Raw genomic sequence first — 12,754 nt, 5'->3', positions numbered from 1 at the left:
ATCCGGTATCGCCCACATCCACAACATCATCCTGACGGGGTGACACCAGCAGCCTTCCCGGCCACGCCTTCACCGAGTTACGAGACGTCCTTTAGTGAGCGCATGGGTACGTGGTTGGGTCATCTCCCGAGCCGCGTCTCCACCCGCTGAGGTACCCGGTGGATGGCGTGTCGACGTGGGACTCCACGCCCACCGCCTGCGGTACGTCCTACACGATCCCGACGAGCGGACCCTGGCTTGGCTCGGCCGGCACCAGAACGCACCTGGAACCTGGATCAAGATCGCAGGAGATCCGAACCACTTGCGTGCTGCTCTCCCGCCCGAGTGGAAGCTTGCGGACACCGGCTACCTCATGACGACGGGGTACCGGGCCGCTTCCGACACAACTCCTCCATCGCCGTACACCGCCCGGCTTCAGACCTCCGGCGATGTTGTCACCGCTGTCGTTCTCGACCCTGAGGGCCAGGTCGCCGCGTCCGGCAGGCTCACGACCGCCGACGCGTTCGGGATCGTCGACCAGGTCGAAACCGCACCTGCACACCGGCGCCGCGGACTGGGTAGCGTCGTCATGCGCGCGCTCGCAACCCACGCCGTTCGACTCGGCGCGGACAGCGGTGTCCTGGTCGCTACTGACGACGGTCACCGCCTCTATCGAGCTCTCGATTGGACAGTACGCACACCCATCGCGGCCGCGTACATACCGGAGCCCAGTAGTGCCTGATCTACGCACGCTCATCGACAGATCCGGAAGCCAAGCGGCACGCGATATCAGGGGAGATTCGTCATTCACGGATACCGCTCAATGCCGTCGACAGCCGTCAGTCGTCCGGATGGGCCGATCGCTAGAGATAGGCCGAGTCGGTGCAGGGTCTCCACTTCGAGCCGCACCCGCCTGGTCACCGAGAGCAATGAGACCCACCCCCGCGCACAACTGGAAGACCCGCCCCGGGGCATCGTCCACGGGGGAAGACGACGCGCACCCAGGGCGGGCCGGTCAATGCGAGGGCTAGGAGGGCGCCTGGAATAGCTCAAGGTTTCGTGCGCGCTGGTGGTGCCCAACACATGATGCGTTCGAAGATGGCCCGTACGTCCGGCGGTGGTCCGAGGGCCGAGTCATAGACGTGAAGGTCCGAGATCGCGTCCACGAACTGTGTCCCGAGGTAGAGCATCAACGCGACTCGCTGGTGACGGAAGCTCACCGTCAGGTCAAGCCGGGCCTCCGCGCACGGCCACGGCTGAGCGCAAACGCGGCAGCACCACACCGGACGCAGCGGCAGGTGAAGCTGCCGGGATGCGACCGGCTTCCCGTCCATCACGACAGTGCCTCAGGGCTGAACCCCGGCAGGGCTCTGTGACGGACGACGATGACACGCTCGGGCCCCTCGGGCTGGCCGGACGGAAGTTCACGGCCCCGCAGGGTGACCCAGGACCCCGGCACGGCGGACATCAGGACGGCCGTCACGCGCATATGTAAATCACCGGCCCCGTGGATGACCTCGCCGCGATCGTCCCGGTAGTAGTAGTCATCCTCCTCTGCGTTCACGATGTCGCCGACGGCCACCAGGTCCAGTCCGTTCATCGCGGGAACCGGCCCGACTGGTTCGACCGGTGGGCGGCCCCGCGAGTGAGCAGGGGCGGCCCGTAGTTCGCCCTCGTTACCTCGCCCTGGGATGGCCGACCCGGCTGGGCGGTGCCGTACAGGCGTGGCGATCCCTGTGGGGGTGTGCCTCGGTCAAGGCATGGCCAACGCAGGCCACATACGCAGTATCGGCGGAAGCCGCGCCAGACGCGGCGATGCAGGTCGGGAGATCGCCCCGTCCGGTCCCGCTCGTCGGTCGAGTAGCTAGGCCGTCCACGTCGGGCAATGCCGCCATGTCCGGTCACGTTTCCGTGGTCCATTGCTCCCCCTTGGGTGTTCATCGGCTTGGCGCGGCCAGGTCCGGCATCTGTTTGGGCTACCGCCGGATCACGGGGCGTGTCCGCACTTCGTATATCCTGCGCTCGAAGTCAGGTAGTTCGCAAGGTATGCGTTCTACATCGCTAAGGATGTTGCCCCCACCCTGGATGGGCGAACGCAAGGCAGGCAGACTCACGGGAGGGAGCGAGGAGATGGACGTGGCGGCACGCAAGCAACCACCGACCGTCCGGCTACGACGGCTGGCCGCCGAGTTGCGCGGCCTGCGCGAATCAGCAGGGCTGAGCCGGGACGAGATTTCCGAGCAGACCAACATCAACAGCGTCACGCTCTACCGCATCGAGACCGCGAAGGCCCGGCCCCAGAAGCGGACCCTACTGACCCTGCTCGACAAGTACGGCGTGACCGATGATGCCCGCCGCACTGAACTGGTCGAGCTGTCCAAGCAGGCCACCCAGCTCGGTTGGCTGCAGGCATACGAAGCCGAGCTGCCCGAGGACTACACGACCTACATCAGCTTCGAGTCTGAGGCCCGGTCGGTGCGTAACTACCAGTCCCTCCTGGTGCCGGGACTGCTCCAGACCGGCGAATACACCCGCTCGATCGTGACGGCGAGCCTGCCCTACGCCACCGACAACGAGATTCAGCAACGCGTCGAAACTCGCATGCAGCGGCAGGCGTCCATTACCAAGAACGATCCGCTGAAGCTATGGGCGATCGTTGACGAGGCGGTGCTGCACCGCAGGGTCGGCGGCCCGAAGGTGTGGGGCGAGCAGATGCGCCATCTGTTCAACCTGACTGGAGAGCCGCACATCACGTTCCAGGTCGTGCCGTACGAGGTCGGTGCGCACGGAGGCATGCACGGCGCGTTCGCCGTGATGGACTTCCCGCACGTGGACGACCGCGAGTTGGTCTACATCGAGAACATGACCGGAGCGCTGTACCTGGAAACGGAGGCCGACGTACGGCGCTACGCCGAGATGTTCGACCAGCTACGCGCTGCGGCCTTGAACCCGGCCGACTCGCGCGCCATGATCGCAAAGTTGATCGGTGACACCTGAGGAGATGTTGGATGTGAACTCGCCTGACTTCAGCGCCGCGAGCTGGCGCAAGAGCACCCGTAGCGGGGCCAACGGTGACTGCGTAGAGGTCGCCGACAACCTGCCTGGGCGAGTGCTGGTCCGGGACACGAAGGATCGCGACGGCGGCACACTCAGCTTCGATCCGGGCGCGTGGCGCGCGTTTCTCGGTCTCGCTCGGCAGCACTGACCGCAAGCCGGACGCGCCCGTACCAGCCATGCACCGGGAGCGTCCGGGTGCTCGGCGGGTAGCCAGCGAGCGGCCAAGCGGTGGTGGGTACCGATACCCGCGTCGGTTGCCGGCAGCATCCGTACCTTGCCGGGGGCGGGCAGCGCCACATGGGTCCAGGTGCCCGCCCGCACGCCCCGGAGACGAATCGGCCGATGTCCTCCAACGCACCGACCCGAGCGGCGCCCATCTGCTCGGGTCGGGCGCGGTTGGCGTTCGGCCGGGTCACGGGGGATGCTTCGGGCTGTTCTCACGGGCGCGTGATTGCCGGAGGTAGCCGGCGGCCCGTAGTTGAAGGGGTGACATGGATCAGCAAGCTGGCCCCGGGCGCGTTACGCGTTGGGGCATCCTGGCCACCGGCAACATCGCCGCCCAGTTCGTCTCGGACCTGCGACTCGTACCGGACGCCGAGGTGGTGGCGGTCGGCTCCCGATCGCTCGACGCGGCCCGGCTCTTCGCCGACCACCACGACATCCCCCGGGCGTACGGCTCCTGGGCGGAACTCGCCGCCGACGACGAGGTGGACGTGGTGTACGTGGCCACCCCGCACGCCGCCCACTACGACGCCACCATGACGCTCCTGGATGCGGGGCGGGCGGTGCTCTGCGAGAAGCCGTTCACCCTCGACCTGCCGACCAGCACCACGCTGGTGGAGACCGCCCGTGAGCGGGACGTGTTCCTGATGGAAGCCATGTGGATGCGGTGCAACCCGACCGTACTGCGGGTGCTGGACCTGATCGCCGACGGCGCGATCGGTTCGGTGACCGCCGTACAGGCCGCGTTCGGGGTGGCCGGGCCGTTCCCGCCGGAGCACCGGATGCGGGCCAAGGCGCTGGGCGGTGGGGCCCTGCTCGACCTGGGGGTCTACCCGATCAGCCTGGCCCATCTGGTGCTCGGGCGCCCGGACCACATCCGGTCCTGGGCGGCGCTCGGCCCGGAGGGGGTCGACGAGAACACCGGGGTCGTCTTCGGGTACGACTCCGGGGCGGTCGCGTCGCTGAGCTGCGGCATGGTCGGCGCGACCCCGCTGACCGCGACGATCACCGGCACCACCGGCCGGATCGAGCTGGGCGAGCCGTTCTTCCGGCCGAACGGGGCGACCCTGCACCGGGCGGGCGCGGAGCCTGAGCTGCTGCCGGCCGAGCTGGTCGGCAACGGCTACCAGTACGAGGCCGCCGAGGTCCAGCGCTGCCTGACCGCCGGCCTGAAGGAAAGCCCCCTCGTCCCCCACGCGGTAACCCTCGACGTGATGGACCTCCTCGACACCATCCGCACCCAGATCAACGTCACCTACCCCTGACCCGCATGCCCCTCCCGGGGGCACAGATACAGAGAATGAGGGGCTATCCGCGTGCGGATAGCCCCTCATTCTCTACAAGTGCGTGCTTCGGGCGTACCCGTCAGAAGAGGGGGCGGACGGCGAAGTAGCAGATGGCGGCGATGCCGGCGGCTGCGGGGAAGGTGAGGATCCAGGCCATCACGATGTTGCCGGCCACGCCCCAGCGGACCGCGGAGAGCTTCTTGGTCGCGCCGACGCCCATGATCGCCGAGGTGATGGTGTGCGTGGTGGAGATCGGCAGGCCGAGCCGGGAGGTGGTGAAGAGCACGATGCTGGCCACCGTCTCGGCGGCGAAGCCCTCCGGCGGACCGAGGTCGATGATCTTCCGCCCGAGGGTGCGGATGATCCGCCAGCCACCCGCGTACGTGCCGAGGGCGAGCACGGTCGCCGAGGTCCAGAACACCCACTCCGGGATGTGCGTCCTGCTGTCCTGGTAACCGCCGGCGAACAGGGCCAGCACCACGATGCCCATGGTCTTGGCCGCGTCCTGCATGCCGTGTCCGATCGACATCGCCATCGCCGAGACGGTCTGGGCCCAGCGGAAGCCCCGGTTCAGCTTCGCCGGGTTGCCCTTCCGGAAGACCCACATCACCGCGAGCATCATCAGCGCCCCGAGCCCGAACCCGACCAGCGGCGAGGCCACCATCGGGAGGACCACCTTGAGCAGGATGCCGTTCCAGAGCACCGAGCCGCCGACGTTGAAGATGCCGGAGCAGAGGGTGGCACCGACCAGCCCGCCGAACAGGGCGTGCGAGGACGAGGAGGGGATGCCGAAGTACCAGGTGAGCAGGTTCCAGCAAATGGCTCCGAGCACCCCGGCGAAGACCACCCCGAGACTGGCCATCCCGGCGGGAAGCTCGACCAGGCCGTCACCGACGGTCTTGGCGACGTTGCCGCCGAGGTGGGCGCCGATGAAGTTGCCGAGGGCCGCCATCGCCAGCGCGACCCGGGGCGTGAGCGCCCGGGTGGAGATGCTGGTGGCGATCGCGTTCGCGGCGTCGTGGAAGCCGTTGGTGTAGTCGAAGAGCATGGCGACGGCGATCACCGCGAGTACGGCGATCAGTTCAGGAGACACCGGGTCAGGACTCCTTGACCGCGATGGTCTCGACGGTGTTCGCCACGTGCTCGAAGGCGTCACAGGCCGCCTCCAGCTCGTCGGCGACCTCCTTCATCTTCAGCACGGTCAGCGCGTCGTACTCGCCGGAGAAGAGCCGGACCAGCAGCATCCGGTACGCCTGGTCACCGTCGTTCTCGAGCCGGTTGCACTCGATCCAGTAGTCCTCGAGGTCACGCATCGACCGCAGCCGGGGCATCGCCTCGGCGGTGAGCTTCGCCTGCTGGTCGAGGACGTTCACCAGCTCGTGCATCTCCCGGGGCAGCGACGGCAGCTTGGTCAGCCCGTAGAGGTAGAGCAGGTTGCCGACCGCCTCGAGGTGGTCCATCACGTCGTCGAGCAGGGACCCGAGCCGGTAGATGTCCTCCCGGTCGAAGGGCGTGATGAAGGTCGAGTTGATCTTCTTGTACAGGTCGTGGGTGATCTGGTCGCTGTCGTGCTCGACCTCGGTGAGCCGCTCGCTCACCGACTGCACGTCGACCCCGGGCAGGGCCAGCTCGTTCAGCAGCTCGGTACCCCGCACCAGGTTCTGCGCGGCCCTGGTGAAGAGCTCGTAGAAGGCGCCCTCGGTGGGGCGGAAGGAAAACTTCACGGCACGGACCTCGTCGCGTCGGCGGTGGGGGTGGCGGGCGTCAACGGACCTGCCTTGGGGAATGCTAGGAAACGACAAAATCGCGCAACCACCGGCCCACCTCTGGCCAGGTGTGATTCACCATCGGTTCACCTGCTGTTCATCTAGCGACAGTTAGGCCTCCACCGGCTCCGGGCGCATCTCGAGCAGCCGCCGCCGCTCCCGCTCGACGTCGAACCTCGGCGCCGGATAGGTCAGGTGCATGCCCGCGAAGGTCTCCCGAAGCAGGCTCGCCACCGCCCAGTCGCGGTACCACTTCCGGTTCGCCGGAACCACGAACCAGGGCGATCCGGAGGTGCTGCAACGCGCCAGCGCCTCGGCGTACGCGGCCTGGTAGTCGGCCCAGCGGGCGCGGGTGTCCACGTCCGCCGGCTCGTACTTCCAGTGCTTCTCCGGGTCGTCGAGCCGGCTGCGCAGGCGCTCCAACTGCTCGTCGTAGGAGATGTGCAGGAAGACCTTGAGCAGGGTCACCCCGCCGTCGGCCAGCTCCTGCTCGAACTCGTTGATCTCGTCGTACCGGGCCCGCCAGGTGTGCTCGGGGACCAGCGACTCGACCCTCGGCACCAGGACGTCCTCGTAGTGTGATCGATTGAACACCCCGACGTATCCCGGAGTCGGCAGCGCCCGGCGGATCCGCCACAGGAAGTGGTGGTTGAGCTCCTTCTCGGTCGGCCGCCCGAACGACCTGATCTGCAGGCCGAGCGGGTTCATCGTGCCCGCCACCCGCCGGATGGTGCCGTCCTTGCCGCCCGCGTCCATCGCCTGGAGCACCAGCAGCAGCCTGCGCCCGGACGCGGGGTCGACCTTCGCCGAGGCGAACAGCATCTCCTGCTGCCGACCCAGGTCCGCCCCGATTTCCTGCACCCGGGCCCGCGCCCAGGCCTTCGGATCGCTGCCGACCACCCCGGCCCGGGGCAACCCCGGCGTCGTACGCGGGTGGATCGCCCCGAGGTCCAGCCCGGTCCCGCCGGTCGGCACCCGCAGCAGGTCGCGGACGGACCGCCTCGGCTCGCTCATGCCGGCACCACACCACATCTGGTCATACCCCGATCATCGCCGACCGGAGGCCCCGCCGCGACGCGAGCCCCGAGTCCCCTCCCGCCGGCCCGTTCCCGGCAGGAGCACGTCGGCCGGTTCCACGGGAGTAGCTCGTCGGCAGGCCCCGTCGGGGTAGGGGGAGAATTCGGGGCGGAGCACCGACCGGGAGAGCGATCCAGGCAGGGGGGCGGCCGTGCGGGACCTGGCGACCGAGTTCGAGGCCGAGCGGGACCACCTGACCGCGGTGGCGTACCGCATGCTCGGCAGCCGCGCCGACGCCGAGGACGCGGTCCAGGAAACCTGGCTGCGCTACGCACGGGCACTCGCCGACCCGGCGGCCCGCGCCGAGATCCGCGACCTGCGCGGCTGGCTCACCACCGCCACCGGCCGGATCTGCCTCGACCTGCTCCGCTCGGCCCGGGTACGCCGCGAGGCGTACGTCGGTCAGTGGCTGCCCGAACCGGTGATCAGCCGGCTGCCCGACACGCCCGGACTGGCCGCCCCCGGCGCCGCCGGGCACCTCCCCGACCCCGGCGGCTTCGCCCCCGACCCGGCCGAACGGGCCGCGCAGACCGAGGAGGTCGGGATCGCCCTGCTGATGGTGCTGGAACGCCTCACCCCCGAACAACGGGTCGCGTTCGTGCTGCACGACGTCTTCGCGGTGCCGTTCACCCAGATCGCCGAGGTGCTGCACGGCACACCGACGGCCGCCCGGCAGCTCGCCTCCCGGGGTCGGCGGGCGGTCGCCGAGGGCGGGGCCCGGCACACCGCCGACCTGGCCGAGCAGCAGCGGGTGGTCGCCGCCTTCCTCGCCGCCGCCGAATCGGGCGACCTCGACCGGCTGGTCGCGGTGCTCGCCCCGGACGTGGTCTTCGTCGGCGACAGCGGCGGTCAAGCCCCGAGCGCCCGCAACCCGGTTGTCGGGGTGCTGAAGGTGGCCCGGTTCGCGCTCGGCCTGGTCCGCCGTACGGTGCTCGACACCACCGCCGCGCGGGCCCTGCCCGTGCTGGTCAACGGCTCACTCGGGCTCCAGGTCGAGGGGGACTACCGCAACGACCGGCGGCTGCGGCTGGTGACCTGGTACACGGTCGCCGACGGCAGGATCACCGGCATCTTCCACCAACAGAACCCGGAGAAGCTGAGCCGAGTGCCGGCGCTCGGACCGGACACGCCGCAGTGGCCCGCCCCACGCTGACCCGCCCGGCTCGGGCATGGCCGCCCGGAGGCGGCGCTCAGAGCACCAGGGCGAGCCACTTCCGGTACGCCGTGGCGAACGGCTCGGTCCCGTCGCCGAGCGCGTCGTAGAGCCACTCGGCCGCCGCCTCGGCCCGGACCACCACGTCCTCCGGGTAACCGAACCGGACCCGGTGGTCGGCGAACTCGTCCTCGTCGCGCAACTCCACCGCACCGGTCCCCCGACGCCGGACCACATCGAGGTCGAGATCGATCAAATTGACCGTGTCCCCCTCCCAGCGGGCCGGGCTGGCGATGTCGCAGTAGACCTCGCTGGTCCTCGGCGGAGGGTTGAACATGCCGGTCCACCACGCCGAATGCGGCACGAGGAGCACGAAGGGAATCTGCTCCACGGAGGGTCGGCCGTGGTAGACCGACTCGGTTCCGGCGGTCACCCCGAGCCAGACACCCAGGTCGTCCTCGGTCAGCCGGCGGGCAGGGTAGTCCCGGTGCGCGGTGCCGTCGTACTTGGTGTAAACGACCCGGACCACATCGCTCGACATGCCCGCACCCTAACCGATGCCGCCCACCCCGCGCCCGTGCGAAGACCCTTCGCCAACCGAGGTGCGCGGTCGGTGTCGGGACGGCCAGGTACGGTCCTACGGTGACCGCTCCGACCACCGCTGACAACACCGCCGACTCCGGGAGCGCCGACTCCGCGAAGGCCCCGGCACCGGCCACCCGTCGGCGGCGGCGCGCCGGTCGGCCGAGCACCGACGAACTGCTCGCCGCCGCGGTCGGCGCGGTGCCCGGCGGCTCGGCCCGGCCCGGTCAACAGCTCATGGCCTCGGCGATCGAGGAGAGCATCGCCACCGGCGAGCACCTGCTGGTGCAGGCGGGCACCGGCACCGGCAAATCGCTGGCCTACCTCGCGCCGGCACTGACCGTCGACGGCCCGGTGGTGGTCTCCACCGCCACCCTGGCGTTGCAGTCCCAGCTCGTCGAGCACGACCTCCCCCGGCTCGCCGACGCGGTCGAGCCGGTCCTCGGCCGTCGGCCGACGTTCGCCGTGCTGAAGGGCCGGCACCACTACCTCTGCCTGGCCCGGCTGGACAACTCCACTGAGGACGAGCCGGAGGACACCCTCTTCGACACGCCCGGGCGCGGCGGGGGCATGAAGTGGCTCGGCGAGGCCGGCCGGCTGGGCAAGCAGGTCGAGCGGCTGCGTGCCTGGGCGGACAAGACCGAGACCGGCGACCGGGACGAGCTCGATCCGGGCGTCGACGACCAGGCGTGGCGGCTGGTGTCGATGCCGGCCCGCGAGTGTGTCGGGGCCGGGCGGTGCCCGTACGGGCCGGAGTGCTTCGCGGAGGCGTCCCGGGTCCGGGCCCGCGAGGCCGACATCGTGGTGACCAACCACAGCCTGCTCGCCGTCGACCTGCTGGCCGACCGGCACATCGTGCCGCCGCACAAGCTCCTGGTGGTCGACGAGGCGCACGAGCTGGCCGACCGGGTCTCCTCCGCCTCGCAGGCCGAACTCGTACCGGAGCTGGTCGACCGGGCCGCCCGCCGGGCCCGGCCGCTGCTGACCCCGGAGATCGCCGAGTCGCTCATCGCCGCCGGTGATGCACTCTCGGTCGGGCTGGCCGAGGCGCCGGCCGGGCGGATCACCGCCGGGCTGCCGGGTCCGTTGCGGGAGGCGTGCACCCTGCTCGACGCGGCCACCCGCGCGGCCCTGGACAAGGTCGGCGACATCAAGGCCGACGACCCCGATCCGGTACGCAAGCAGCAGGCCAAGGCGGTCCTCGACGACCTGTCCAAGACCTCGCAGCGGCTGCTGGAGGAGGGCGAGCACGACGTGGCCTGGGTGGAGAAGTCGGACGGTCCGGGGGCGGGACGCCGAGCCCTGGTCGTCGCGCCGCTCTCCGTCGCCGGCATGCTCGCCAACGAGCTGTACGACGAGCGCACCGTGGTGGTCACCTCCGCCACGCTGGCCCTCGGCGGCCGGTTCGACACCGTGGCCCGCGCCCTCGGCCTCGGCCCGGTGACCGTGGACCCGCCGTCGCCGGCCGCCTCCGCGCTGGCCGCCTCGACCGCCCCGGCCCGGAAGGCCAAACCCGCGCCGAAGGCTGCCGGGGACGCAGCCCTGATCGAGCGCGAGTCGGGTTCGGGGTGGCGTTCGCTCGACGTCGGCTCACCCTTCGACTACGGCCGGCAGGGCATCCTGTACGTCGCCGCGCACCTGCCCCGCCCCGCCGCCTCCGGCCTGCCCGACGCGGCCGGCACGGAACTGCTCGAACTGGTGACCGCGCTCGGTGGCCGTACCCTCGGGCTGTTCTCCTCCCGGCGGGCCGCGCAGCAGGCCGCGGAGCTGCTCCGGGCGCGGACCGACCTGCCGGTCCTGCTCCAGGGTGAGGAGTCGCTGCCGCTGCTGGTCCGCCGGTTCCGGGAGGAGCGGGCGAGTTGCCTGTTCGGGGTGATGTCGCTCTGGCAGGGCGTGGACGTGCCGGGCGACGCCTGCCAGCTCGTGGTGATCGACCGGCTGCCGTTCCCCCGACCCGACGAGCCGTTGGCGGCAGCCCGCGCGGCGGCGGTCGACGCCTCCGGCGGATCCGGCTTCGCGGCGGTCAGCGTCCCGATCGCGGCGGTCCGGCTGGCCCAGGGTGTGGGTCGGCTGATCCGGTCGACCGGGGACAAGGGCGTGGTCGCGGTGCTCGACTCCCGGCTCGAGACCGCCCGTGGCTACGGTGCGTTCCTGCGCCGCTCGCTGCCACCGTTCTGGTACACCACCCGGCCCGAGGTCGCCCGGGGCGCACTGCAACGCCTCGCCAAGGACTGATCTGGATCAGGGAGCGGTGGAGGCGACCACCACCGCGTCCGGCGGGACCTCGGGCGGGCGCCGGTGGGCCAACCGCCGCACGGCCGTGTTGAGTACGGCGATCAGCGGTACGGCGACCAGCGCGCCGACGATCCCGGCGAGCACCACTCCGGCGGCGATCCCGACGATCACCGCGAGCGGGTGGATCGCCACCGCCCGCCCCATGATCAGCGGTTGCAGGATGTGGCCCTCGATCTGCTGCACCCCGATCACCACGCCCAGGATGATCGCCGCGGTGACCGGGCCGCTGTCGACCAACGCGACCAGCACCGCGACCGCCCCGGAGAGGGTGGCCCCGACGATCGGGATGAACGCGCCGAGGAAGACCAGGGCGGCGAGCGGGAACGCGAACGGCACATCGAAGATGACCAGGAAGATCCCGATGCCGACGGCGTCGATGAAGGCGACCAGCACGGTGGCGCGTACGTAGGCGACCAGGGTGGCCCACGACGCCCGCCCGGCGTCGTCGATCCGCCAGCGGGCGTTGACCGGGAGCAGCCGGACCATGAAGCGCCAGATCCTGCCCCCGTCGCGGAGGAAGAAGAAGGTCGCGAAGAGCACCAGCAGGGCACCGGTGAGCAGCTCGAACAGGGTGGTGGCGGTGGAGAGCGCGCCGCTGGTCAGCGCCTGGGTGTTCTCGTCAATCCACTTCTGCGCCTCGTCGATGTACGAGTTGAGCTGGTTGTCCGACAGGTGCAGCGGTCCCGTACGGAGCCAGTCCTGGATCTGCCGGATGCCCTCCGAGGCGTTCTTGCTCAGCTCCGGCACCCCGCCGACGAACTCGGTCACCACCCGGGTGAGCGTGCCCACCACTGCGGCCAGGCCACCGACCAGCACCAGTGCGGTGGCCAGCGAACGCGGGAACCGGGCCCGCAGCAGCCAGCCCACCGCCGGGGCGAGCAGGGCGGAGAGCAGCAGCGCGATGATCAGCGGGATGATGACGATCCGGATCGTGCCGATCACCCTCAGCAGGGCATAGGTGACCAGGCCGATCGCGAGCAGTCGCCAGGACCAGGCGCCGGCGATCCGCAGCGCCCTCGGCACGTCCGCGTCGTCGCGGCTGGACGTGGAGGAGTGCACCGACGCGACCTCGTCACCGCCGATCGGCGCCCGGGGCGGCGGCACCGGCGACACGTACTGCTCCGGCGCCGGGGGTTCGTCGGCCACGGTCACCCGCTCACCGGCGGCCGGGCGCGCGGCCCGGACCGAGGCGCGGCCGGACTCGTACGCGCGGCGGGCCCTTGCCCGCAGCTGCTCGAAGCGGCTCAAGCGCACACCTCCTGGCTGGCGAACCGGCTTACCTACGGTAACCGGCAGGAACACGACGGAACGTCCCGACGGAGCCCTGAATTCTCCCC

At 70.4% G+C, this 12,754-nt stretch carries 12 protein-coding genes; 6 read left to right on the top strand and 6 right to left on the bottom strand.

Annotation, left to right across the window (positions count from 1 at the left end; genetic code table 11):
- Positions 1-175 precede the first annotated feature (175 nt).
- The gene (locus tag ACWEFB_RS32660) at positions 176-721 is read left to right on the top strand and encodes a GNAT family N-acetyltransferase (protein WP_452291626.1); all 546 of its coding nucleotides are present in this window, start codon (positions 176-178) and stop codon (positions 719-721) included.
- Between the two features lie 591 nt (positions 722-1,312).
- On the opposite strand, the gene ACWEFB_RS32655 is transcribed toward ACWEFB_RS32660, so the two are convergent.
- Positions 1,313-1,579, bottom strand: coding sequence for a hypothetical protein (locus ACWEFB_RS32655; protein WP_452291624.1), 267 nt, complete (start codon positions 1,577-1,579; stop codon positions 1,313-1,315).
- 530 nt (positions 1,580-2,109) lie between these two features.
- Between ACWEFB_RS32655 and ACWEFB_RS32650 the strand changes: the two genes are divergently transcribed.
- The 3 genes from ACWEFB_RS32650 to ACWEFB_RS32640 all read left to right on the top strand — a co-directional run bounded on the left by ACWEFB_RS32650 (position 2,110) and on the right by ACWEFB_RS32640 (position 4,523).
- Positions 2,110-2,976 (top strand): helix-turn-helix domain-containing protein, encoded by an 867-nt coding sequence (locus tag ACWEFB_RS32650; protein WP_452291623.1) that lies wholly within the window; start codon positions 2,110-2,112, stop codon positions 2,974-2,976.
- A 4-nt stretch (positions 2,977-2,980) separates the two neighbouring features.
- Positions 2,981-3,184, top strand: a complete 204-nt coding sequence (locus tag ACWEFB_RS32645) for a DUF397 domain-containing protein (protein WP_452291637.1) — start codon at positions 2,981-2,983, stop codon at positions 3,182-3,184.
- A 343-nt stretch (positions 3,185-3,527) separates the two neighbouring features.
- Positions 3,528-4,523 carry a Gfo/Idh/MocA family protein gene (locus ACWEFB_RS32640; protein ID WP_452291621.1) on the top strand — a complete coding sequence of 332 codons (996 nt, stop codon included), beginning with the start codon at positions 3,528-3,530 and terminating at the stop codon, positions 4,521-4,523.
- A 100-nt stretch (positions 4,524-4,623) separates the two neighbouring features.
- Here ACWEFB_RS32640 and ACWEFB_RS32635 read toward each other — a convergent pair whose 3' ends face one another.
- The 3 genes from ACWEFB_RS32635 to ACWEFB_RS32625 all read right to left on the bottom strand — a co-directional run bounded on the left by ACWEFB_RS32635 (position 4,624) and on the right by ACWEFB_RS32625 (position 7,324).
- Entirely contained in the window at positions 4,624-5,637 is a 1,014-nt protein-coding gene (locus ACWEFB_RS32635) for an anion permease (RefSeq protein ID WP_452291619.1), read from the bottom strand.
- Between the two features lie 4 nt (positions 5,638-5,641).
- Positions 5,642-6,268: a DUF47 domain-containing protein gene (locus ACWEFB_RS32630; protein WP_326562319.1), complete on the bottom strand. Its 627-nt coding sequence runs from the start codon at positions 6,266-6,268 to the stop codon at positions 5,642-5,644.
- Positions 6,269-6,421: 153 nt separating this feature from the next.
- On the bottom strand, positions 6,422-7,324 hold the full coding sequence (locus tag ACWEFB_RS32625; protein WP_326562318.1) for a PPK2 family polyphosphate kinase: 903 nt from the start codon (positions 7,322-7,324) through the stop codon (positions 6,422-6,424).
- 214 nt (positions 7,325-7,538) lie between these two features.
- Between ACWEFB_RS32625 and sigJ the strand changes: the two genes are divergently transcribed.
- The gene (gene sigJ / locus ACWEFB_RS32620) at positions 7,539-8,540 is read left to right on the top strand and encodes an RNA polymerase sigma factor SigJ (protein ID WP_452291616.1); all 1,002 of its coding nucleotides are present in this window, start codon (positions 7,539-7,541) and stop codon (positions 8,538-8,540) included.
- A 37-nt stretch (positions 8,541-8,577) separates the two neighbouring features.
- On the opposite strand, the gene ACWEFB_RS32615 is transcribed toward sigJ, so the two are convergent.
- A complete protein-coding gene (locus tag ACWEFB_RS32615; protein ID WP_326562316.1) occupies positions 8,578-9,081 on the bottom strand; it encodes a DUF402 domain-containing protein in 504 nt (167 codons plus the stop codon).
- A gap of 101 nt (positions 9,082-9,182) precedes the next feature.
- On the opposite strand from ACWEFB_RS32615, the gene ACWEFB_RS32610 reads away from it, so the two are divergent.
- Complete coding sequence (locus ACWEFB_RS32610; RefSeq protein WP_452291613.1) at positions 9,183-11,357, top strand: ATP-dependent DNA helicase; 2,175 nt, start codon at positions 9,183-9,185, stop codon at positions 11,355-11,357.
- A 6-nt stretch (positions 11,358-11,363) separates the two neighbouring features.
- Here ACWEFB_RS32610 and ACWEFB_RS32605 read toward each other — a convergent pair whose 3' ends face one another.
- The gene (locus ACWEFB_RS32605; protein WP_452291611.1) at positions 11,364-12,671 is read right to left on the bottom strand and encodes an AI-2E family transporter; all 1,308 of its coding nucleotides are present in this window, start codon (positions 12,669-12,671) and stop codon (positions 11,364-11,366) included.
- Positions 12,672-12,754 lie beyond the last annotated feature (83 nt).

The sequence above is a fragment of the Micromonospora sp. NPDC004704 genome (genome assembly GCF_053601675.1).
Note: the sequence above shows the minus strand (reverse complement) of the source record. Positions and strands in the feature narration are given on the sequence as shown.